We start from the raw sequence: 23,233 nt of genomic DNA on the forward strand, positions 1-23,233 counted from the left end.
CTTGAGGGTGTTGTTGGGGTCAAGGCCGAGTCGGTCCAAGAGAGTCGCTGCTCAGCCAGGTGCGGTAGTTGGCAAAGCGCGGGTCGGTCTCGACGAGGTAGTGACTGCCCGTGCTCGCGTTGGTGCGGAACAGGCTGGCCTGCGGGATGCCGAGGTTGGGGGGGCTGGTGCGAACCACCATGGGCACGGTGCGGCTGGCGGGGCCGTTGATCCCGCCGACTTGTTGCGTGCCGCCAGGGGCAACGGTGCCGCCCGAGGCTGTCTGTGCCTCGTTGCCGATGGCTGCGTTGACGCCGCGACGCTGGGTTGCATCGGCGATGCTGCCGTCAGCTTGCACGACCTGCCCAACATTGGCCGGCACCTCGGTGATGGCCGCCCGGCGACCGGCGGCGTTGACCGCACCTGCACCGCTCGCACTCGCATCGACGCCGCCGCCGCCATTCGCGGCACCGGGGCGGCTGCCACTCGATGGCACGTTGCTGGCATGCTCCTCATACGCGTACCCGCCCAGGCTGGGCAGCGTCGTGTCCGTGATCTGCGGCGAGGCGTAGGTGACGTTGTTCGGACCGGTGCCGGGCTTGTTGACCATGTAGCCCACCACGAAAGCGTCCACCACCGTGTGCTGCGTGCCGGACGTGGAGTGGTTCTCGACGCTGCCCGCGGTGATGGTTCCTCCCGCGATCACGCGGCTGTCGCGGTTGTTCAGGTGGCCAGTGATGTTGATGTCGCCGCCCGCCGTCAGGCTGGCCGGGTCGACCTGCGTCGCGATGTCGCCCGTGGTCGTCACCGTGTAGTACCACATGCCCCAGCCGCCGAAGCCCACCGGTGTGACACTGCCGTCCGCGTTGCGGTGGTAGACCACGCGCGTGGCGTCATCGCCCCAGGTGTCGGCCGGGTCCCAGAATTTGCCGTCGGGCAGGGTGGCCAGGCGCACGTCCTTGCGCTGCGTGGTGGTGTTGCTGACCAGGAGGTGCGTGTCCAGGTTGTTGACCTGGGTGGCATCGATCGTGATGTTGCCGAGCGACTCGATGGAGGCGCTCTCGTTGTTGACGGCAGCGGCGGTGCCCGTTGCGTAGCCGTCTGCGTCCAGTCCGCCGCCGATGTACATGTCGCCAGCGCTGAAGATCAGCGCATGGTCGCGGTTGTTGAGGGTCGTGGCGCCAATGTCGATGTCATTGCGCGAGGCGATGGTGGCGGCGGTGGTGTTGCCGTTGACGGTCTCGGCAACGTTGTTCAGCGTGGTCGCTGCAATGGCGATCTGATCGCCATAGATACGCCCGGTCCCCACGTTGTTGACCGTACCTGCATTGATGCGCGTCACGCCATTGCTGTCGATGAGCCCGCGGTTGTTCAGCGTGCCGGCGTTGACGGTGGTGCCGTTGGTGCCGGTCATCTCGCCCGCCGCAGTGTTCTCCACCACGCTGCCGCCGACCGTGAGCTGGTCGCCCGCGCTCAGCTTGCCGTTGTTGGTGAAGGTCCCCGTGGTCGAGTAAGTGAGGCTGCCGTTGGCGGACAACTCGCCGTTGTTGACGATGTCCTGCTGGACGGCCAGCGTGAGGTCCTTGCCGCTCGTGACCGTGCCGTCGGCCGAGAAGGTGGCCGCATCGATGCGTAAGCCGTTGGTGCCGGTGAGCATGCCGTTGGTGTTGACGAGTTGGAGCGTCTTGGCGGCCGGGTTCGCGGCGTTGGGGTCCGTGATGGTCAGCGTGTTGAGCGCCGAGATCAGGCCTGAAGTGTTGTCGACGGTGCCGCCGCTGGTGATCGTGGCGTCGACATCGGCGCGGATGGCACCGTGGGTGTTGTCGAGCTGGCCAGCAGTGATCGCGACGTTCTTGCCCTCGATGCCGCGGTCCGTGCCTTGCGTGCCGGTGTTGCCCACCGTCGCGGCGTTCAACGTGGTGGTTTGCGTGGAGCGAATCAGGCCGTTGGTGTTGGTGATGTCGCCCGCGGTGATCGCGAGGTTGCCGATCGCAAGGGTCTGGCCTCCCGTGTTGTCGAAGGCGGCGCCGTGGGTGTTGACGGACACATCCGATTGACCGACGACCAGGCCGCCGTTGGTGTTGGAGAAGGCTTGCGTGTTGACCGTCAGCGCCTGCTGGGCGCCGATGGCGCCACCTGCGTTGTTGACGGTGCCCGCCGTGAGGTCGAGCGTGCCACCGCTGGACAGGCCGCCGGGCACATCGCGTTCCGGGTGCGCCTGGGTGTAGCCCGCCGCGTTGGTGTTGCTCAGCGCCTGCCCATTGGTGTTGATGGTCATCGCGCCTTCGGAGCGGATCAGGCCGGCGTCGTTGGTGAGCGTGCCGGAGTTCAGGTTCACTGTGCTGGCCGAAGCCAAGGTGCCTGTGCGGTTGCTGAGGGCGTTGCCTCGCGTATCGACCGTGAGCGTGTTGCCGTAGACCGTGCCGCCGTCGTTGTCCAGGCCGCCGTTGACCAGCGTCGAGTCGGCTCCGGCGACGAGCTTGCCGCCCGCATTGAGGGTGAGGCCCGTGGTTTCCACGCGCAATTTGCCTCGCACGCCGGCCACCTGGCCGCCGGTGTTGTCCAGGCTGGCAGCGTTGAGGGTCGCATCGTGGTTGGCGCCGATGGTGCCGCCGACGTTGGTGGCCACGCCGGACACGGTGGCGCCCAGGTCGCCCACCGCGGTGATGCTGCCGCTGTCGTTGTTCAGCGTGCCGGCACGCAGGGTGGCGTTGCCGCCAGCGCCAATTTCGCCGGCGTTGCTGTTGTCGAGCATGCCGCCCACGCCGAGGTCCAGATTGGTGGTGCCGGTGGCGTGCAACTTTCCGCCCTGGTTGTTCAGGGTGCCCGCCGCAATGGTGGTGTTGCCATTGCTGCCGAGCGTGCCAACGCTGTTGTCAATGGCGCCCACGACGGTGATGCGGGTGGCCTCGCCGCCCTTTTGCGTGATGCTGCCGCCGCGATTGCCGAGCGCGCCCGAGTCGATGGTGATCTGTGCCGCGCTGAGCTGCCCCTTGTCCTGGTTGAAGTCGCCAGCGACCTTGGCCGTCAACGCGCCATTGCTCGTGATCGTGCCGTTGGTGCCGTCGACGGCGCCAGCCTGCAGGTCGAGCGTGCCCTTGCCCGCGTGATCGATCTTGCCGCTGCTGTTGGTCAGCGTACCGGACTGCAGGCGCATGTCTTGCGCGTTGCTGGTGAGCTGGCCGAAGGTGTTGTCCAGTGTTCCGGTCACGGTGATGCGTGTCGTTCCCGTGCCCGACTGCGCGATCTTGCCGCCGTGGTTGTCGAGCGACCCGGCATCGACCGTGAGCTGCTGGGCCTGGAGGCTGCCGCCATCCTGGTTGAAGGCGCCCGCGACCTTGGCGACGAGGGCGCCGTTGCCCGTGATGTGCCCGCTGGGGCCGTCAACGCTGTTGGCGGTGATGTTCAGCGTGCCGGTGCCCGCGTGTTCGATCGTCCCCGCGTTGTTGACCAGCGTTGAGGCTTGCAGGCCCACGTCTTGTCCATTGCTGGTGAGCTTGCCAGCGCTGTTGTCCAGCGCGCCGGCCACGGTGATGCGGGTGGCATCGTTGCCGGACTGGCTGATGGTGCCCCCGCGATTGCTGAGCGCGCCGGCATCGATGGTGACTTGCTTCGCGCCCAGACCGCCGCCATCCTGGCTGAACGCGCCCGCGACATTGGCGACGAGGGCGCCATTACCCGTGATGTGCCCGTTTGCGCCGTCGATGCTGTTGGCGACGATGCTCAGCGTGCCCGCGCCTGCGTGTTCGATTGACCCCGCGTTGTTGACCAGCGTGGCGGCTTGGAGGCCAACCTCCTGCGCGTTGCTGGTGATCTTGCCGGCGCTGTTGTCCAGCGTGCCAGCCACGGTGATGCGCGTGGCATCGCTGCCGGGTTGGCTGATGGTGCCCCCGCGATTGCTGAGCGAACCGGCATCGATGGTGACTTGCTTCGCGCCGAGACCGCCGCCATCCTGGTTGAACGCACCCGCGACATTGGCGACGAGGGCGCCATTGCCCGTGATGTGCCCGTCGGCGCCGTCGATGGCGTTTGCGCGTACGTTCAGCGTGCCGGTGCCGGCATGTTCGATCGTGCCGCCGGTGTTGGTGAGCGTCGCGGCTTGCACGCCGAAGTCCTGCGCATTGCTCGCGATGCGGCCACCGGTGTTGTCGATATTGCCGGTGGTGGCGATGCGTTGCGTTCCGGTGCCGGCCTGCTCGATCTGGCCGCCGTGGGTGTTGGCGATGTTGACCGCGTTCAGGTCGATCCGGCCCGCGTTGAGCTTGCCGCCGCTGTTGGCCAGCGTCTGGCCCGGCTGCGCGTTGGCGGTGATGGCGAGCGTGCCGGGCGTGGTCAGCGTCGCGTCGCTCGTGGTGACGTTTCCTTGGGTGGCGGTCAACGCGATGTTGGCGGCGCTGGTCTTGCTGTTGGACAGGTCGACGCTTGCACCTTGCAAGACGATCTGGCCGGCAGCAAGGTTGGTGCCGTGGGCGGCAAGGCCTTGTACGGTCGTGACGGCGAGGTCGCCACTGTTGGCCAGCGTGCCGTCGTTCTGGATGCCTGCGCCCAGGGAGCTCGCGCTGCCGCCTTGAAGGCTGCCGGCGTTGATCGTGGCATGGCGTCCGGCCGTGAGGCTGCCGTCGTTGGCGAGCAGACCTGTCGTGGTGACGACAAGGTCATTGCGCGCGCGCAGGCTGCCGCTGTTGCTGAGCGAGCCGGCCGTCGCGCTCAGGTCGGTGCCCGCGGCCACATGGCCGTCGCCGTTGGCGAGTTGCTGGCCGATGGTCAATTGCACGGCGCCGTTGGCGGACTGGATGTTGCCCTTGGTGTTGTCCAGCGATCGGGCGCCCAGGGTCACGCCTTGGTTGGCGCTCAGCGTGCCCGCGCCGTTCGTGGTGGCGCCGGTCACGTTGGCGTTCAGCGAGCCGAGGGCGGTGATCGTGCCGCGCGTGTTGTCGAGTTGACCGCCGACAGTCAGGCTCGCGTCCGTGTCGCTGTGGAGCGTGCCGTCCTGGTTGTTCAGGTCGCCCGTGGTGTGGATCTGCAGGTTGCCGGCATGCAATTGGCCGCCGGCGTTGTTCAGCTCGCCGACGTTGGCGTTGAAGGTATTGCTGACGTTGAGCGTGCCGCCCGCGTTGTTGAACTGCGGGCCGCTGACGGTGAGGGCGGCCACGTTGAGCGTGCCGCCGGCGTTGTTGATCTGCGGTGTTTGCAGTTGCAGGCCGTCGGCATAGATGTGGCCGCCATCGTTGCGCAGCGTGCCGCTGGCGGTGATGCTGCCGGGTGCGGGGGGTGTGTAGGTGCTGGCGGTCGAGGCTGCGGCGGTGGTGGGTGGTGTTGTGGCGCTCGTGTCGTTGGTCGTCGTGCTTGGCGCGGTCGCGGTGCCGCTCGAAGTGCCGGCCATTGGATCGGCCTGGCCTGCGGAAATCGCGGCAACCGGCTCCGCGCCGATCGTGCCGCCGTTGGTGTTGCTCAGCACCGGGGCAACGACGTTCAGGCCTGAAGTGCCGGTCTGGCGAATGGTGCCGCGGTTCTCGATGTCGGCGGTGCTCGCGATCTCGACGCGCTGGCCTTCCAGCGTGCCGGTGTTCTCCAATCGCCCTGAGGCCGTGACCACAAGCCCGCCGGCCGAGGCGCCGATGCTGCCGGCGTTGCGCACGCCCAGGCCGGCTTCGGTGCCGATCAGGGTGATCTTGTTGGCATACATGCCGCCGAGCGCCGACACGTCGAGCGCGAAGGTGGGCGTGGCGCCACTGCCGCTCGTGGGCGTGACTTGGCTGTGATCGGCCGAGATCTGGTTGGCCCCGGTCACGACCTTGAGTTCGCCCGCGTAGATGTTGGCGTTGGCCTGCACCGCACGCGCCAGAATCGTGGCGTAGTCCGTCTTGCTGACATCCAGCCCGGCCCCGTCGATGGTGACGGTGCCGCCGCGCACGAGGAAGCTGTCGAGCCCGCCCAGTGCATTGAGCTGCGGCGTGCCGGTGGTCAGCGTGGCGCGGCTCGTGTTGATGAAGCCGCCGCCGTCCACGCTGATGCCGGCCGGGTTGGCGATGATCACCTCGGCGCGTTGGCCGCCCACTTCGATGTAGCCGCGCAGTTGCGAGGGATTGCCGCTGTTGACCTCGTTGAGGATGATGCGCGCCGGACCGCCGGCCAGGAAGGGATTGCCTTGCACCCAGCCCCCTTGTTGCGTCTGCGCATTGGTGCGGCTGTTGTTGAGGATGGCGCCGTTGCTGCCCACGTCGAACTGGCCGAACACATTGCGCGAGACACCCGAGGCCGATGGCGTCTGGATGTTGACCAGCGGCACGCCATTGGGTGCGACGAGCACCGTGGGACGCTGGTTGCCCGGCACATTGTTGGCCCCGGCGATCTGCGCCTGCACCGGCGAAGCGGCGAGCACCGCCGCCAGTGCCGAGGCTGCGATGGCGGGTGTCGCGCCACTGGCCTTGCCGGCACTCATGGCCGTCTCTTGCACCACCATTCGCATGCCGCGCGCGGCGTTGAAGATGATGCGGTGAAGGTTCTTGTTCATGTCGTGGTCGCTCCCTGCGAGCTCAGAAACTGAAATTGAGGTTGAAGCCCGCGGTCACCTTGCCGGTGCGGAATCCCTCGGGTTTGCTGATCGGGGTGCCGACGAAGACGTCGTAGGTGAGCTGGGTGCCCGCGGCCTTGACCTCGCCGCGCACGCCGAGGACGGCGCCCGCGAGGTGCGTGCCGATCAGCTGTTGCGTGGAGCGGCCGCCGACCTGGCCGTAGCCCATGCCGACATACAGCTCCGCGCCGGTCTGCCCGATGGCCAGACCCAGGTCGTTGCGAATCAGAAAGCCGCGATCGCCCAGGAGCGTGCTCTCGCCATCAAAGCCGCGTACCGTGTAGCGCCCGCCGATCGCGAAGCGGTCCAGCGGCGCGAGGTTGGTCCGGTTCCATTGCGCGCGCCACAGGCCCGAATAGCGCAGCTTCTGCCCGCCGAGAGAGAAGGGCACATTGGCGCTGACTTCGGCAGTGGCCAGTCGGAAGCGCGAGGTGCCTTCGTCGAAGGCTTCTTCCGGCGCGGCCAGCGCGCCGAAGTCCTTGAAGCCCTGGCGCCAGGCCAGCGTGCCTTCAAGGGTGGCCTCGCCGATGTATTCCTTGTGGTTGAGGCTGGCCTCCCAGCTGGAGACGACACGGCGCTGGATCTCGATCTCGGTGTCGTCGATGTCGCTGGTGGAGGAGCGCCTTTGCACGCGCAGCGCGGCAGTGGTCTTGCGCTTGGCATCGCGGTACAGCAGGCGCGACAGGCGCACTTCGGCGTTGCGGCTCTCGCCTGAATAGATGTAGCTCTGGGTCAGGCCGGCCACTGTCTGGTGGTAGCCGTTCCGCGACGCGGTGGCGCCCAGCAGCCAGTCGCCATAGGGGATTGAGTAGTGCAGCGTCTGGCCGTATGTGCCGGAGCCCTTGTGGTTGAAGGCATCGTGGTTGAGGCTGACGTAGGCCAGGTCATCCAGCCCGAGCGGGCCGTCCCAGGCGACGGTCGCGCCTGTCTGGTTCTGGCCGGTGGCCTTGGTGCCGCTGTCGTCCAGGCTCAGCGTGGTGCGCAGCGGAAACTTGCGGCTGTACTTGACGACCAGGTCGCTCTCGCCGGGCTTGGCGCCAGGGGCGGTTGATGGCTCGATCTGGATGTCGGCTTCGGCGGTGGGCAGGCGCTTGAGGTTCTCCAGGCCCTGCTCGATGTCGCGCAGGTTGAGAAGGTCGCCGGGCTGCGCGGGGATGGCGTTGCGCAGGCTGGTGGTGGCGCCGTATCCGCTGTCGGTGCCGCCGGCGAAACGGATCGCGGCGATGCGGCCCGGCACGATCGTCAGCATGAGCGTGCCCTGGCTCAGGTCCTGCGGCGTGGCCAGCACGCGCGTCGTCACCCAGCCTTTGGCGATCAAGGCCTGTTGCAGCCGAGCGAGCACGATGTTCACGCCTTGCGTGCCGATGCAACGGCCCATGGGGCTGTCGTCGCCCCGCAGGCCGGCAGCGGCGTCGAGCACCCATTCGAAGGAGTCGGAGCGCTCGCCCGTGAGCGTCAGGCGGTCGATCCGGAAGCAGGGCGCCTCTTGTGCAGGCAGGCGCTGGTCTTCTGTGCGCGCTTCTTCTTGCGGGCGCGTGTCGACATTGCGCTCCTGCTGCTCGCGCAAGGTGCGCTCGCGCTCCTGCTGGCGCAGTTCCTCGACGAATGGCTTGGGGGCCGACGGGATGCCCTGCGCCTGCGCACCGAAGGAGGTGACGAGCAAAAGGCAGGCAAAGGCAGTGGCTTGCAGCGGACAAGCCGGAACACGAATCTGACGAGACACAAACACTCCCTGAACGCGATCTGACGCCGCGTGCGGGGGAGTGTCTTGGGCGCTACCGCCTACGACAAGGAGAAATTACACAGATAGAAATGACTGTCAACACTTTGGGAAACGTCGCACACAGTGGCGCGATGGCCCGGTCAACTGCGGGCCGCCGAGCCGAGGTCGCTCACTCCGCCCCCGGCCTCCAAACCTGCACCAACGCCTTGAACTTCCCGCCCAGCGTCAGCCTGTCATTCGACAGCGCATCCAGGAAGTCCGACAGCCGCTGCGACTTCACCATCGTGTACACCGTGAGCCAGGTCGTGAGGCCGAACACGATGAAAAACCAGGTCAGCTTGGTCATCAGCGGCGACTCCGCCTCGGCCAGCAGGTTCATGCCCAGGAAGCCGGTCGTGATGGTGCCGATCAGCCCGAACAGCGTGACCACGGTCAGCCGCACGACCGTGTTGGCCTGGCGCCGCAGGCTGTCTGCGTCGAGATACGTGTTCATCTCCGCGATGCGGTCCTTGACCTCGTCGTAGAGCGGGTCGAGCGCCAGGTGCGTGGCGCACATGCGCGAGAGCGCGCGCACCTGCGACTGCTCGGACACCTCGTGGAACCAGTAGCGGTGCGTGAAGCGCAGGAAGCGTTCGAAGTTGTGCCGGATGGCGCGCTTGAAGCGCTTCACGCTGGGCGTGTTGCGCACGTCGAGTTTGCCGAGCGCCTCCACCAGCTGGTCGGAGAACAGCAGCAGCGATGCCTTCTGGAAGTGGCAGATCAGGAACAGCAGGAAGTGCTGGTGCCGGAACTGCGCCAGCACGCCGCGGTCGCGGCAGCAGAAGAATTCGGAGCGCGCATCGCCGACCACCACCAGCGAATAGCCGCTGCACATGTAGCGCGTGTTGGGTGCGCTGCCGCCATCGACCCAGAAGCGGTCGTAGCAGTACTTCCGCTCGAAGTCCTCCAGGTGCTGCTCGGCATAGGGCAGGGTGGCATCGCTCTCGCCCGCGCCGGTGATCAGGCCGAGCCGCACGTAGTCGTTGCGCGTGAGCCGCGACGGGTCGTCGAGCGAGACATACGCCATCGTCGGCATGCGGTAGTACTCGATCTGTCGGTAGCGCAGCGCGCCGGGCTCGGTGGAATGGTCGCTCACCAGCGGCTGCATCACGAAAGCCCAGTGTGCCGAGAAGCGCGGCGCGCGGTGCTCGGCGACATGCGACAGGAAAGCCTCGCGATTCTGCGCATCGGAGTGCGACAGCACCGAGCCATCCACGCCCAGCCATTCGACGCTGTGCAGGCAGTGCAGGGGCGTGCCCTCGGGGTCCCAGCCGGCCGGGTAGGCGCGGCCGAAGCGGTAGAGCACCTCCTGCGCCTGCGCCAGGCTGATGTCGTCCGCGCCGACCTCGATGTTGAGCATCACCACGTCGAGGTCGAAGAAGAAATACAGGTCCGCATGGATGACCTGCAGCGTGATCGGCGCCTCGCCAGGGCGCGTGACGATGCGCACGGCGGCGATGTCGTGGCGGCGGAACACGCGCATCGGCGAGTCGCCATCCTTGCCGCCGCCTTCGCGCGCACGGCCCTCGCCGTAGAGGAAGCGCTGCACGTACGGCAGGAAGCTCACGAACTCGTTGTAGTGGCGCTCGTGGAATCGGCTGCTGTCGCCGGTGTATTCGTCGACTTCTTCTTTCCACGGTGAATCGGCGCCGAGCGAGCGCAGCACTTGCCAGGGGCTGGCGTTTCCGCCGGGCGTGACGGGCGTGGGCATGAGTCGCAGCGGCCAGAGCAGGATCTGGCGGAAGTGCTGCACGTGGGGCGGCGGGGCGAGGTGTGACATGGCCTCAGTTCATGGAGGGTTTTTGCAAGGGTAACCCTCCCAGCTGTCGCCTGCCTGATCGGACGGTTTCAGGGACGCCGCCGCCGCGAACGCAGCGCCGTCCAAGGCTCAGCCCACTTCCGCGATCAGCTCGATCTCGACGCAAGCCCCCATCGGCACCTGCGCCACGCCGAACGCGCTGCGCGCATGCGCACCCTTGTCGCCGAACACTTCCGCGATCAGCTCGCTGCAGCCATTGGTGACCAGGTGCTGCTCGGTGAAGCTGCCGGTCGAGTTGACCAGGCTCATGAGCTTGACGATGCGCGTGACCTTGTTCAGGTCGCCCACCGCTGCGTGCAGCGTGCCGAGGAGGTCGACGGCGACGGCGCGGGCGGCCTGCTTGCCTTCGGCCGTGTCGATGTTCGCGCCGAGCTGGCCGACCCAGACCTTGCCGTCCTTCTTGGCCAGGTGCCCCGAGAGGAACACCAGGTTGCCGGTGCGCACGAAGGGCACGTAGGCCGCGGCCGGCACCGAGACCGGGGGCAGGGTGATGCCGAGTTGGGACAGCTTGTCGTAAACGCTCATGGGTGTCATCTCCGGGAGTTAGATGGAAGAACATGGGACGCGGGCACCGGGTGCGGGTGCGCGCGGGGGTCAGGATTGCGATTGTGATTGGGACTGCGACGGCTGCGACTGCGACTGCGACTGCTCGGCCGAAGGCGCCAGCTCCCGCGCCCCGGCGCCAGCCTCTTCGCCCACCTCGTCGAGCGGCATCACCGTCACGCCCACCTTGAGCGTGTGGCGTGAGCCGCCATGCAACACGCCACGCATCGGCGACACGTCGGAATAGTCCCGCCCGATGGCCAGCGTCACATAGTCCTCGCCGGGCTGGCGTCCATTGGTGGGATCGAAGTCGGCCCAGTCGCCCGCGCCGTCGATGCCCGGCAGGTAGACCGACACCCAGGCATGCGAGGCATCGGCGCCCACCAGGCGCGGCTTGCCAGGCGGCGGCTGGGTCAGCAGGTAGCCGCTGACATAGCGCGCCGGCAATCCCATCGTGCGGAAGCAGCCGATCATGATGTGAGCGAAGTCCTGGCACACGCCGCCGCGCTGGGCCAGCGCCTCGACGGCGGGCGTGTTGACTTCCGTGCTGTCGGGGTCGTAGTCGAACTCGTTGTAGATGCGCAGGCACAGGTCCATCGCAACATCGAAGGTCGGCCGGCCTGGCTCGAAGCTGGGGCGCGCGTAGGCCGCGAAGTCCTCGTGGCGCGGCACGTAGGGCGAGGGATAGGCGAAATCCGAGGCCGCGTCGTATTGCGTGCCCTTGCGGTACTGGAAGCGCTCGCGCACTTGCTCCCACGACAGGTTTCGCGCGGCTTCGGGGGCGAGCACCGGGTTCGAGGTCTCCACCACGCTTTCGGCGATGACCACCAGCTTCTGGTGCGTCGTGTCGAGCGCGAAGAACGCGCGGGCGTTGCCGTAGATGTCGGGCGACTCGCTGCGCTGCGCCGGCTCGGGCGTGATCGCCAACTGGTGGCTCACCAGCCGCTGCGACGGGGTGGCCAACGGCTTCAGGTGGGCCAGGTGCTGCGCGGTTTCCACCGGCGGCGTGTAGTCGTAGCGGGTCTCATGGGTGACGTGGAGCAGCATGGGTGGATTTTGCGCCCATGGGGAGCCGGTGTCCGGCCGTGATGAAGTGCACGGCCAGCCTGATGCTGAAAGGTGAACTTCGCACGCATGCCGGAAAAGAGTTTGGCTGAATTGAAAGCCCCTCGCCATCGGTGCCTTGTAGCCGATGGCACCTGAGACAATTGCGAAGTCAGTGAATCGGGCAAGCCTTCACGCCCATGAGTGAAGGACAGGGAGAGAAAAAATCATGGATCAAATGAGCCTGCTGGGCGGGGTCGACTGGGCCGCCATCGCCAAGATCGTGGCGATCGACATCATGCTGGGCGTGGACAACGCCATCGTCATCGCGCTGGCTTGTGCCGGCCTTCCCATCGCCTTGCGATCCAAGGCCATCTTCCTGGGGACGGCCGGCGCCGTGATCCTTAGAGCCGTCCTGCTGGCCTGCGCCGGCCTGATGTTCGGGATGGTGGCCATCAAGGGCATCGCCGGGGCCTACCTGATCTACATAGGCGCCAAGCTGCTGCTGGACAACGCCGACGAGTCGCACGAAGAGGGCAACGCAACGACCATCTTCGCGGCGGTCAAGACCGTGATCATTGCCGACTTCATGATGAGCCTGGACAACGTGCTGGCCGTCGTGGGCGCCGCGCAGAGCGCCGGTGCGCATTCGACGTGGTATGCCATCGGCGGCATCGTGCTGAGCATTCCGATCATCATCTTCTGCGCCCAGGGCATCATGAAACTGATGGACCGTTTCCCCATCATCCTTTGGGTGGGCGCGGGCATGCTGGGTTGGGTCGGCGCGGAAATGATCCTTTCGGAGCCTCTGCTTTCGAGCGCAGTGCATGCCATCGAATCGCATGGCGCATGGGTCCACACCGCCGTGAAGGCGATCGGTTTTGCGGCCGTGATACTGGTGGTGCTGCTGATCCAGGCGATGCGGAAGAGCAGCGATACTGAATCCACCGCAAAGGTCTGATGATTCAATGAAGCAACCGCGAACCATGGGATCCCCCGGCGTGCCCGCCGTGACGGTCCCGCCCACCACTGCCGCAGAGGCTGTGGTGGTGCCAACTTTCATGCCGGCCGCGCCGGTGCAGCACGATGTCCCTGCAGTGCCCGCCGCCACACCCGGCGCCTGGACCGGCGAAGTGATCTTCCCGCAAGGCATGAGCCCCGCACTCGTGTCGCCGGAACGGCAGCGCGGCATCGTGGAGCAGGTGAACGCACTGAGCATCCACGACATGTCGCTGATGCAGATCGCCGGGCTGGGCTCGGACGTCGAGGTCGCGCTGCACAAGTCGCTCGGGGCCTTCCTCGACCGCATCGACAAGGGCGAGTCGCCGCAGGTCTTCCGCCTGGTGAGCGAGCTCAACACCGCCATCAAGGCGGAGGACCTCGATGGCCTTGCCGACAAGATCCTCAACGGCAAGCTCCCGCTGATGGATCGCATCCTCGGCAAGTTGAGCCCCAGGAACCTCACGAGCGCCGGCGATGCCGCCTTCGAAAGCCTGCGCCTGCTGGTGGCGGGCAAGACGCGCAAGCTCGGCACGGTGATCGAGGGAATGGAGAAGAAGGTCGAGGCCGAGAAGCAGAAGGCCGTCGAGGAGGCCCGTTCTCTGGAGCGGCTGAAGGACAACTACCGTGCCCGCTTCGGCGAGTTCATGATGACCACGCTGTTCCTGTCCACCCTGCTGGGCAAGGCGCGCGAGGAACTGGCCGCGATCGAAGCCGCGCATGCGCAGGGTGACTACACGGGCGCGATGACGCCGCAGGAAGCGCAGGACAAGGTCCAGGCGCTGGAGAGTCGCGCATTGGCGGTCGAAGCGGTGTTGACCAAGCTCCCGGCGGAGCAATTGATCATCCGCCAGATCCAGACCGCCACGATCCAGACCGTGCAGGAGGTGACGACCACCGCTGCCGGCCGTTTCGCCAGCATCAAGATGACGCTGCTGACCTTGCACGGCACGATGACCGTGCAGAACCTGCAGCGCACCGACAGGCAGGGCGCGGAGCTCGACGCCAACCTCAACAAGGTGCGCAACAAGCTGGTCAAGCAGGTCGTGACCACGGCCGCGAACGCGCCCGGGGACAACCGCCTCGCGCAGGCCAACCAGCTCAAGGGCGTGACGCAGACCGTCTCGGAACTGGTCGCCATCACCGAGAAGGCGCGCATCGACAACCAGGCCAAGTTCGACGCGGCCCGGTCCATGCTCGTGCAGGCGCGTGCGGAGCTAACCGAGCTGGGTGCGGTCATTCGGCCCGACCAGGCCGTCAAGCTCTGAGCCAGCGCCGGGCCGCGCGCCCGGCCATCCCTCGCTAAGGATCCAAGTCGCGAGGGCACGGCCGCATCGACTCAACACTCTCCAAGCAAGCAATCACCGAAAGAGAAAAAGCATGTCCGCATTGACCCTCAACCTCACCAAGCCCGGCGAACGCGGGGCGAAGCTGTCCCTTAACCTGGCGAAAGACGAGATCTTCAAGGTCAAGCTGAGCTGGGACGGCGACACCGACCTCGACCTGCACGCACTGGCCTGCTTCGGCGCGGCCAACGACCAGCCGCGCGTGACGGCCTTCGAGCAGATCCTCTCGACCTACAACGTCAAGCGCAGGATCGGCGGCAATGAGGTCGGCACCATCGTGAAGGCCTCCGACGGCACCTTCGACATCCTGAACAAGGCCTTGGTGCACAGCGCGGACGCCACCGACGGCGCGCTGGCGGACGTGGACGAATGGATCAGCGTCAACCCCGGCAAGCTCAGCAAGTCCGCCGGTGAAGTGGTGGAGATTCCGCTCGTGGCAATGATTCATCCGCAAGTGGCCGGCCGCACTTTCGGCCAGGTCAAGAACGCACGCGTGTCCATCGAGGACTCCAGCGGCAAGACGCTGCTGACGGCCAACCTGTCCTCGCAATTCGCTGCCTTCGTTGGCGTGCAGATGGGCTCGATCATGATCGACGAGGCGGGCAAGGCGGAGTTCGCCCAGACCGCGGTCGGCTTCAATGGCGACTTCAACAGCGTCATCGAAAACTTCTCTTGATCCACTCGTGAGCGCTTCCGCAGACGTGCCGCGTCGGCCGAGGACGATGGGCGCGAGCCCGCCTTCCGCCGCGCCCGTGCCGGCGCCCGCAGGCGTTGCCGAGCCGGCACGCCGCGCGCCGCGCGCGATGGCCAGCAGCCCGGTGCAGCCGATGCCAACGCAAGGGATGGCGTCGGCAGCCCCCGCGACGCCCGTTCCAGCCACAGCCGCAGCCGCAGCCGTTCCGGTGCCAACGCCGCGCCCGATGGCCGGCGAGGTGCGCATGGGCCTGCAGGCGCGGCCGGAGGATCTCGCTGCAAGATTTCCTGCCTTGAACAGCAGCCAGTTGACGCTCGCCTCGACCATGCTGGGATCGGTGGTCGCCGGCACGTTCAATTGGTCGCAGGCGCAGGATTTCGGGGTGGAACTGCAAAAGCAGTACGGCGCCATCGTGGAGCGCCTGCTCGAGGTGGCGTCCTCGAACGTCATGCGGACAGCGCCCCAATACCTCGCCCGACTCCTGAGCCTGCTCGAGCAATGCGCCCAGGACTATGCGCCGCCCAGCACCATCGTCGGCCGTTGGCTGCGCAAGGACAAGCCCAGGGCGCTCGACCTGCACCGCAACGAGATCGACGAGCTCAAGAAGAAGCTGTCGCGCGCGTGCGATGAACTGGAGCAGCCGATCGCCGCGGTGATCACCATTCGTGGCGACCTGGCCGGCCTGGCGGAACAACTGGTGGCCGCCTCGATGGCCTGCGAATGGCTCATGGAGCGCGACTGGGTCGCGGAAGAGGTGCGTTTGGTGCTGGCCGACCGGGCCCTGATGCTGACCCGCACGGCGGGCCTGGTGCAGGAGCAGCAACTGCAGTCGCTGGCGTCCGCCGGCAACATGGACGCCTTGCGCGACCGCATCCAGGAAGGCGTGCTGATCGCGCTCCCCTCGTGGCTGTCCACGATGGCCGCGGTGCCCGCCGACAGCAACGAAACCCAGCGCTTCGTCGCCCGCGACGACCTGCGGCAAATCATCGATCGAATCAAGAACTGAAACAGGGAAGCAACTTCAAATGGCATTGACACTCAACCTCCAGAAATCAACGACCAGTCTCACTCTCTCCTTGCAAAAGGTCGGCATTCACAAGATGCCGGTGCTCGACATGGGCGTGGTCCTCGACGTGAGCGGCTCCTTCAGCGACGAGCACGCCGACGGCACGACCACCGACCTGCTGACGCGCCTCGCCCCCTGGGGCCTGAGCTTCGACCCCGACAAGAAGATCGACGTCTTCACCTTCAGCAACAGCGCCGCGTCCGCGCATCTGGTGGGCTCGCTGACCGAAGCGAACTACCAGGGCTACGTGCGTAACAACATCATCGAGAAGGTGCCGGGCTGGTGTGGCGCCACCGACTACAGCTATGTGCTGGAACTGGCGCTCAAGGAATTCGGTTGGGTCGACGGCGCGGCCAAGAAGGCCGGCATGTTCGGCCGCATGTTCGGCAAGAAGGACGAACCCCCCAAGCAGAAGAAGCGCTCGCTCATCATCTTCATCACCGACGGCGACAACAACGACAAGGACCGCACACGCAAGATCCTGCGCGAGTCCGAGGCACGCAAGGACGAGGTGTACTTCCTGTTCCTCGGCGTGGCCAACGGCGGCGGCGCCTTCCATTTCCTCAACTCGATCGGCGACGAGTTCGGCAACACGGGTTACCGCGAGATCGCCGACGTGCGGAAGTTCGTCCGCATGTCCGACGAGGAGATCAACGCCTTGCTGCTCGACGACGAACTCGTGGGCTGGCTCAAGGGCTGAGCGAGCGGAGCAGGCCCATGCCCAAGAGCAAGTTGTTCTTCCTGATCGCCGCCGGCATGAGCGCGCCGGCCTGGTTCGTCAACATCAGTGCGCTGCCGTTCGCGACCCAGTTCATCTGGATTGGCGGCGTCCTGCTTTGCGCGCTGTTCGGTCTGGCCTTCCGCGCGAGCGGGAAGTAAGGCTCCTTCAGGCCCCGACCGAGCGCAGCGACTCCGACGTCAAGGTGAAGTAGCGCGTGCCGATCGCATCGGACACGTGGTACGCGGCGGTCTCGCAACTTTCGAACAGGCTGACGAGCGCGGGGTAGTGCCCATCCGCCCCGGGCTCGCAGAGTTTCTCGAGCGTCCAGGTGGACGGATCGGGCAGTTCATACGACAGGGCGCTCAGCTTGCCCGGCGCACTGCCGGCGAGCCGGGCGATGCGCCCGCGCAGCGTTTGCGTGACCCAGGCGAGCGAGCGCGGGTTGTCGCCGTCGAGCACCAGCAGGTCGACCATGGTCGCGACATCGCGGCGTTGCTGGTAACGCGCGTGAAAGGTGATGGTGCTGTCGAACAGCGCGATCATCGCCTCGAAACCCGCCACGTCGTGCACCGCGCCGATCTCGAAGCCCGCTGCCAGCGCGCTCGAAAGGAAAGCCAGCCGCTCGATGTGCCGGCCGATCGACAGCAACCGCCAGGCATCGTCGCGCGTCATGCGGTCGGTCTGCGCGCCGGTCATGGCCGAGAGCGCGTTGCTGGCGGCCTCCAGGGAGCGCAGCGCCGCGCCGATCGCATAGCTGCCTTCGCCCGCTTCGCCGGCCTGCTCGGCGGTGCGGCGCAGGAACTCCGACTCGGCACGCACGATCTGGCTCCAGTGGTCTTGCGACAGCCGCTCGCGCACGGCGGCTGCCGCCTGTCGCACGCAGCGCAGGCTGAAGCCGACGCTGCCGCCGCGATCCACGTCGCCGAGTTCGGCGATCAACGCGCGCTCGAACACGCGCCGCGACTTCGGCCCGCCGGGCACCTCGCGCGGCACCAACGCATTGCGCAGCGCCAGGCGATGCAGCCAGCCGAGCAACTGGCGCGATGACTGGTCCTCGCCGCCGAGCAGGTCCAGCGTGAGGCGCGCCAGGCGTACGGCATTCTCCGCGCGCTCGGTGTAGCGGCCGAGCCAGAACATATTCTCCGCCGCACGGCTGGTCACCGGCGCGCGATGGCGGGCCAGCGAGGCGGGCGTGGACTGCGGCTGCAGCAGCGAAGTACGGTCGACGTGGCCGTGGGTCTGAACCCAGACGTCGGCGCTGCTGCCGCCGCGCTGCATCGAGGCGATCTGCGCGTCCGCGCCGGCCAGCCGTGCCAGCCCGCCGGGCAGCACGCGCCAGGACTGCGCGCCGTCGCTCACCGCGAACACACGCAGCAGCACCGCACGCGGCGCGATGTGGCCGGGTCCGAAGTCCTGCGCCCACGTCGGCATCTGCGACAAGGGCAGGGAGCTTTGCACCGTGTGCGCGTCGCCGCCGCGCACGATGCGACCGGCCCATTCGTCCAGCTCGCGGCGGCTCAGGCGGCTGCCGAGCACCGGCTCGAAGGTGTCGTGCGACGCCGAGCCGGTATAGGTTGGCTTGATGGCGCAGTCGCCGAGTTGCGGCAGCACCGCTTCCATGGCGGCGCGCTCGCCGCACCACCAGGTCGGCAACGCGGGCAATTGCAACCGCTCGCCGATCAGGTGGCGCGCCAGTGCGGGCAGGAAGCCGAGCAGGGCGGGCGATTCGAGGAAGGCGGAGCCCGGCATGTTGGCCACGAGCACGTTGCCGGCGCGAATGGCCTGCAGCAGGCCGGGTACGCCGAGCGTGGAGTCGGGCTTGAGTTCCAGCGGATCGAGGTACTGGTCGTCCAGCCGCTTGATCAGGCCGTGCACCGGGCGCAGGCCTTGCAAAGTCTTGAGGTAGAGACGCTGGTCGCGCACGGTGAGGTCATTGCCCTCGACCAGCGTGATGCCGAGGTAGCGCGCCAGGTAGGCGTGCTCGAAGTAGGTCTCGTTGTAGGGGCCGGGCGTGAGCAGTGCGATGTGCGGCGGGGCGCCGGCCGGGCAGATCTTCTGCAGGCCTTCCATCATGGCGCTGTAGGTGGCGGCCAGGCGCTGGACATGCAGCGACTCGAAGGCCTGCGGAAACTGGCGCGAGATGGCCAGGCGGTTCTCCAGCAGGTAGCCCAGGCCCGAAGGCGCCTGCGTGCGCTGCGAGACCACCCACCAGTTGCCGTCCGGCCCGCGTGCCAGGTCGAAGCCCGCGATGTGCAGCCAGGTATCGCCGGGCGGCTTCACGCCATGCATTGCGCGCAGGTAGCCGGGATGGCCGCGAACCAGGGCGGCGGGCAGCAGGCCTTCGGCGAGCAACTGTTGCGGGCCGTAGACGTCCGCCAGCACGCGGTCGAGCACGCGCACGCGTTGCTGGATGCCCGCTTCGATCTGCGTCCAGCTTTCCGGCGAGATGATCAGCGGGAACAGGTCCAGCGACCACGGGCGCTGCGGGCCGTCGCCATCGGCATAGACGTTGTAGGTGACGCCGTTGTCGCGGATCTGCCGGGCCAGGCTCACGGCGCGGCGCGGCAGGTCTTCGAACCCGCCGGACCCGAGTTCGTCGAAGAAGCGCGACCAGCCTTGCGTCAATGGTGGGCGCGTGGGCGCCGGCGGCACTTCGGGCAGCGGCACCGGAGGGGCCTGCGCGGCGTCATGGAGCGGGGGCGCGGTTGGCGCAGGCGCGCTGGCGCGCGGTGCGATCAGCGGTGTGGCCGCGCCTCTCAATTCATCGAAATGGCCGGCATGCGCGGGCGGCGCGAGCGCCGAGGCCAGGGCGGCGGGCGCCTCGAGCGAGGCGTTGCCGAAAAGAGAGTCGTTGAGGGGTTCCACAGTAGGCCGATTGTCACATTGCCGTCATGGGCATTGGGTACCGGCCGTACGTGGAAAGCTGCCTAGCGTCGCAAATCGAGGGTAAAGGGGAACTCGCGGCTGCCCGCCAGTTCGATAGTTGCCGGCGGCGTGCTCAGCAGGCCGGGCGTGTGGCCCATGCGTGCAAAGCGCGAATGGCGGCGGCTCTCGGCCTCGTAGGCGTTGACCGGGAAGGTCTCGTAGTTGCGGCCGCCCGGGTGCGCGACGAAGTACTGGCAGCCGCCCAGCGAACGCTTCATCCAGGTGTCGACGATGTCGAAGGTCAGCGGCGCATGCGCCGGGATGCTCGGATGCAGTGCCGACGGCGGGTTCCAGGCCTTGTAGCGCACGCCGGCGACGAATTCGCCAACGGTGCCGGTCGGCTGCAACGGCAGCACCTTGCCGTTGACGGTGATGACGTGGCGGCTCTCATTGAGGCCGGTGACGCGCACCTCGATGCGTTCCAGCGAGGAGTCCACATAGCGCACGGTGCCGCCGGCCGAGCCTTCCTCGCCCATCACGTGCCACGGTTCCAGCGCATTGCGCAGCGAGAGCTCGACGCCCATCGCCTGCACCTGGCCTACGAGCGGGAATCGGAACTCGAAGTGCGGCGCGAACCAGTCCACGTCGAAGGCGAAGCCGGCTTGCTTCATCTCGGTGATGACGTCGTCGAAGTCCATCTTGACGAAGGTCGGCAACAAGAAGCGGTCGTGCAGCTCGGTGCCCCAGCGCGTCATCGGCGCCTTGTAGGGCTCGTCCCAGAAACGGGCCACCAGGGCACGGATGAGCAACTGTTGCGCGATGCTCATGCGCGCATGCGGCGGCATTTCGAAAGCGCGCAGCTCCAGCAGGCCGAGGCGGCCGGTGCTGGAGTCGGGCGAGTAGAGCTTGTCGATGCAGAACTCGCTGCGGTGCGTGTTGCCCGAGACGTCGATGAGGATGTTGCGCAGCGTTCGGTCGACCAGCCAGGCCGGCATGTTCTGGCCGTAGATCTCGCGGTTCTTCGCGATCTCCTTGAGCGCGATCTCCAGTTCGTAGACCTGGTCGTTGCGGGCTTCGTCGACGCGCGGCGCCTGGCTGGTCGGGCCGATGAACATGCCCGAGAACAGGTAGCTCAACGACGGATGGTTGTGCCAGTAGAGCAGCAGGCTGGCGAGCAACTCCGGCCGGCGCAGGAAGGGGCTGTCCGCGGGCGTGGCGCCGCCCATCACGAAGTGGTTGCCCCCGCCGGTGCCGGTGTGGCGGCCGTCGGTCATGAACTTCTCGGCCGACAGGCGCGTCTCGAAGGCGGCGTTGTAGAGGAACTCGGTGTGGTCGACCAGTTCTTGCCAGTTATTGGCAGGATGGATGTTGACTTCGATGACGCCGGGGTCGGGCGTGACGGCCAGCACCTTGAGGCGCGGGTCGCGCGGTGGCGGATAGCCTTCCATCACGATCTTCACGCCGAGTTGCACGGCCGTGGCTTCGACGGCGGCGACGAGGTCGAGGTAGTCCTCCAGGCGGGCCAGCGGCGGCATGAAGACGTAGAGCACGCCGGAGGCGCTGCCGACTTTCTCGGCGGCCGGTCCGTTGGCGCGGCGCGGGTCGCGCACTTCCACGCAAAGGGCGGTGCGTGTGACCCAATGGGCCGATTCACCGCGGCGGGGCTGGCGCATGACGTCGGCGGTGTCGCTGGCGTCGAAGGGCGCGGGCTTGCCGGAGCCTTGCATCTTCAACGCCGTGCCGGTTGCAGGCGGCGTGCCGAAGGCATAGGGCACGGCAGCCAGGTCGCCCGTGGCGCCGGCTTGCAGCGTGGCCGGCGCGTAGGCCGTGCCAGTGCCTGCGCCATTGGCGGATGCGTAGGCCGTGCCGAGGCCCGCGCCGCTGGCGGGTGCGGTCGCCGTGGCGGCATAGCGGGCCTGGTACTGGGCGGCGGTGGGCAAGGCGGCGCGTGGTGCGGTCGGGTCGCGGTCGACGAGGTAGGGGTAGTCGCCCTTGCTGGCCCACGGCTGCGAGTCGAGCGGCAGGCGGTAGCCCATCGGCGAGTCGCCCGGGATCAGGAACAGGCGATCGTCGCGCAGGAACCAGGGGCCGGTCTTCCAGCCCGGGCCTTCGAGCGGCGGCGCATCGATCTCGGCACTGGTCGGCTCGATCGGCAGCATGTAGCCGATCACAGCATCGAGCTTCTGCGTGAACACGCGGCGCAGGCGCATACGCTCCATCTCGTCGTCGAGCTTGGACTCGAACACGTCGACGTTCACCGGCAGGCGACGCTCGCGCCAGAGGTAGTAGTAGATGTCCTCGTAGCCGGGCTGGATGAAGCGTTCGGTGAGGCCGAGCTTGTGAGCCAGCACGGTGGTGAAGCGGCGCGCGTCTTCGCTCGTGTAGTGCGTCGGCACGCGCTCGTCGGCGAAGAGCTCGGGGTCGTGCCAGAGCTTCTGGCCATCGGCGCGCCAGAAGATCGACAAGGCCCAGCGCGGCAATTGTTCGCCCGGATACCACTTGCCCTGGCCGAAGTGCAGGAAGCCGCCGTCGCCGTATTCGGCGCGCAGTTTGTGCACGAGTTCGGTGGCATAGCCGCGCTTCGTCGGGCCGAGCGCATCGGTGTTCCATTCGGCGGCGTCGCGATCGCTGGTGGCCACGTAGGTGGGCTCGCCGCCCATGGTCAGGCGCACGTCGCCGTCGACAAGGCGCTTGTCGACGGACTCGCCGAGCTTGAGCACCTCGGCCCATTGCTCTTCGGTGTAGGGCTTGGTGACGCGCGGGGATTCGTAGATGCGCGTGACCTTCATCTCGTGGCCGAAGTCGACTTCGGCATCGTCGACCACGCCTTCGATGGGCGCGGCGCTCGATGGCGTCGGCGTGCAGGCCAGCGGGATGTGGCCTTCGCCGGCCAGCAGGCCCGAAGTAGCATCCAGGCCGATCCAGCCGGCGCCGGGCAGGAACACTTCGCACCAGGCATGCAGGTCGGTGAAGTCGACCGTGGTGCCGCTCGGGCCGTCGAGCGCCTTGACGTCCGGCGTGAGCTGGATCAGGTAGCCGGAGACGAAACGCGCGGCCAGGCCGCAATGGCGCAACAGTTGCACCAGCAGCCAACCGGAGTCGCGGCAGGAGCCGCTGGCGTTGGTCAGCGTTTCTTCCGGCGTCTGCACGCCGGGCTCCATGCGGATCAGGTAGTTGATGTCCTTCTGGACCTGCTGGTTGATGCCGACCAGGAAGTCGATGGTGCGCTGTTCCTTGCGGTCGACCTTGTCGAGGTAGGCCTTGAACAGCGGCGTGGGTTCTTCCTTGACGAGGTAGGGCGCCAGTTCCTCGGCCTGCGATTCCGTGTACTTGAACGGGAAGTTTTCCGCTTGCGGCTCCAGAAAGAAGTCGAAGGGGTTGTAGACCGCCATCTCGACGACGAGGTCGACGGTAACCTTGAACTCGCGCGTCTTCTGCGGGAAGACCAGCCGCGCCTGGTAGTTGGCGAACGGGTCCTGCATCCAGTTGACGAAATGGTCGGCGGGCTCGACCTGCAGCGAATACGAGATGACATTGCTGCGGCAATGCGGCGCGGGACGCAGGCGCACGACCTGCGGCCCCAATTGCACGGGGCGGTCGTATTTGTAGTGGGTGACGTGGTGGAGCGCGGCGTGGATGGACATTTGTTTTGAAGTGTCGTGAAGAGGCGCCAGTGGCGCACGCATACTAGCCCACAAGCATGCAATTAACGCGCCAATGCGCGAAGGGACGGAGTGGGGAACGTGGGGCGGAAGAGACGTCGATGAGGGCCGTCGGGGAGGACGAAGACACCGGCCAGCGCCGCCCGTGGGCCTTTGCTG

The 23,233-nt window shown here is 67.1% G+C and carries 13 protein-coding genes; 6 read left to right on the forward strand and 7 right to left on the reverse strand.

Features of this window, described 5'->3' with window-relative positions; genetic code table 11:
• Positions 1-19: 19 nt before the first annotated feature.
• From WKW79_RS18970 to WKW79_RS18990, 5 genes are all read right to left on the reverse strand, one after another.
• Complete coding sequence (locus WKW79_RS18970) at positions 20-6,493, reverse strand: two-partner secretion domain-containing protein (protein WP_340336743.1); 6,474 nt, start codon at positions 6,491-6,493, stop codon at positions 20-22.
• A gap of 22 nt (positions 6,494-6,515) precedes the next feature.
• Positions 6,516-8,276, reverse strand: coding sequence for a ShlB/FhaC/HecB family hemolysin secretion/activation protein (locus WKW79_RS18975; RefSeq protein WP_340336744.1), 1,761 nt, complete (start codon positions 8,274-8,276; stop codon positions 6,516-6,518).
• Between the two features lie 169 nt (positions 8,277-8,445).
• Positions 8,446-10,095, reverse strand: a complete 1,650-nt coding sequence (locus tag WKW79_RS18980) for a hypothetical protein (protein WP_340336745.1) — start codon at positions 10,093-10,095, stop codon at positions 8,446-8,448.
• A gap of 108 nt (positions 10,096-10,203) precedes the next feature.
• Positions 10,204-10,659 carry a RidA family protein gene (locus WKW79_RS18985; RefSeq protein ID WP_340336746.1) on the reverse strand — a complete coding sequence of 152 codons (456 nt, stop codon included), beginning with the start codon at positions 10,657-10,659 and terminating at the stop codon, positions 10,204-10,206.
• A 69-nt stretch (positions 10,660-10,728) separates the two neighbouring features.
• On the reverse strand, positions 10,729-11,724 hold the full coding sequence (locus tag WKW79_RS18990; RefSeq protein ID WP_340336747.1) for a transglutaminase family protein: 996 nt from the start codon (positions 11,722-11,724) through the stop codon (positions 10,729-10,731).
• A 226-nt stretch (positions 11,725-11,950) separates the two neighbouring features.
• Here WKW79_RS18990 and WKW79_RS18995 point away from each other — a divergent pair, with 226 nt between their 5' ends.
• The 6 genes from WKW79_RS18995 to WKW79_RS19020 all read left to right on the forward strand — a co-directional run bounded on the left by WKW79_RS18995 (position 11,951) and on the right by WKW79_RS19020 (position 16,705).
• Positions 11,951-12,682, forward strand: a complete 732-nt coding sequence (locus tag WKW79_RS18995; RefSeq protein WP_340336748.1) for a YjbE family putative metal transport protein — start codon at positions 11,951-11,953, stop codon at positions 12,680-12,682.
• A 25-nt stretch (positions 12,683-12,707) separates the two neighbouring features.
• A complete protein-coding gene (locus WKW79_RS19000) occupies positions 12,708-13,988 on the forward strand; it encodes a hypothetical protein (protein ID WP_340336749.1) in 1,281 nt (426 codons plus the stop codon).
• Positions 13,989-14,100: 112 nt separating this feature from the next.
• Complete coding sequence (locus tag WKW79_RS19005; RefSeq protein ID WP_340336750.1) at positions 14,101-14,742, forward strand: TerD family protein; 642 nt, start codon at positions 14,101-14,103, stop codon at positions 14,740-14,742.
• Positions 14,743-14,749: 7 nt separating this feature from the next.
• On the forward strand, positions 14,750-15,766 hold the full coding sequence (locus tag WKW79_RS19010; protein ID WP_340336751.1) for a hypothetical protein: 1,017 nt from the start codon (positions 14,750-14,752) through the stop codon (positions 15,764-15,766).
• Between the two features lie 19 nt (positions 15,767-15,785).
• Positions 15,786-16,526, forward strand: a complete 741-nt coding sequence (locus tag WKW79_RS19015; protein WP_340336752.1) for a VWA domain-containing protein — start codon at positions 15,786-15,788, stop codon at positions 16,524-16,526.
• 17 nt (positions 16,527-16,543) lie between these two features.
• The gene (locus WKW79_RS19020) at positions 16,544-16,705 is read left to right on the forward strand and encodes a hypothetical protein (protein ID WP_340336753.1); all 162 of its coding nucleotides are present in this window, start codon (positions 16,544-16,546) and stop codon (positions 16,703-16,705) included.
• Between the two features lie 7 nt (positions 16,706-16,712).
• Here the strand turns inward: WKW79_RS19020 and WKW79_RS19025 are convergent, their stop codons facing one another.
• Positions 16,713-19,412 (reverse strand): circularly permuted type 2 ATP-grasp protein, encoded by a 2,700-nt coding sequence (locus WKW79_RS19025; protein ID WP_340336754.1) that lies wholly within the window; start codon positions 19,410-19,412, stop codon positions 16,713-16,715.
• Between the two features lie 62 nt (positions 19,413-19,474).
• Complete coding sequence (locus tag WKW79_RS19030) at positions 19,475-23,056, reverse strand: transglutaminase family protein (RefSeq protein WP_340336755.1); 3,582 nt, start codon at positions 23,054-23,056, stop codon at positions 19,475-19,477.
• Between the last annotated feature and the right edge of the window lie 177 nt (positions 23,057-23,233).

Source organism: Variovorax robiniae, from assembly GCF_037889955.1.
In the GTDB taxonomy this organism is placed as follows: domain Bacteria; phylum Pseudomonadota; class Gammaproteobacteria; order Burkholderiales; family Burkholderiaceae_C; genus Variovorax; species Variovorax robiniae.

Excerpts from the sequence above, each read along its gene's own strand:
- WKW79_RS18970 (WP_340336743.1), bottom strand. The coding sequence starts at position 6,493 with ATGAACAAGAACCTTCACCGCATCATCTTCAACGCCGCGCGCGGCATG.
- WKW79_RS18980 (WP_340336745.1), bottom strand. The coding sequence starts at position 10,095 with ATGTCACACCTCGCCCCGCCGCCCCACGTGCAGCACTTCCGCCAGATC.
- WKW79_RS18985 (WP_340336746.1), bottom strand. The coding sequence starts at position 10,659 with ATGAGCGTTTACGACAAGCTGTCCCAACTCGGCATCACCCTGCCCCCG.
- WKW79_RS18990 (WP_340336747.1), bottom strand. The coding sequence starts at position 11,724 with ATGCTGCTCCACGTCACCCATGAGACCCGCTACGACTACACGCCGCCG.
- WKW79_RS18995 (WP_340336748.1), top strand. The coding sequence starts at position 11,951 with ATGGATCAAATGAGCCTGCTGGGCGGGGTCGACTGGGCCGCCATCGCC.
- WKW79_RS19000 (WP_340336749.1), top strand. The coding sequence starts at position 12,708 with ATGGGATCCCCCGGCGTGCCCGCCGTGACGGTCCCGCCCACCACTGCC.
- WKW79_RS19005 (WP_340336750.1), top strand. The coding sequence starts at position 14,101 with ATGTCCGCATTGACCCTCAACCTCACCAAGCCCGGCGAACGCGGGGCG.
- WKW79_RS19015 (WP_340336752.1), top strand. The coding sequence starts at position 15,786 with ATGGCATTGACACTCAACCTCCAGAAATCAACGACCAGTCTCACTCTC.
- WKW79_RS19020 (WP_340336753.1), top strand. The coding sequence starts at position 16,544 with ATGCCCAAGAGCAAGTTGTTCTTCCTGATCGCCGCCGGCATGAGCGCG.
- WKW79_RS19030 (WP_340336755.1), bottom strand. The coding sequence starts at position 23,056 with ATGTCCATCCACGCCGCGCTCCACCACGTCACCCACTACAAATACGAC.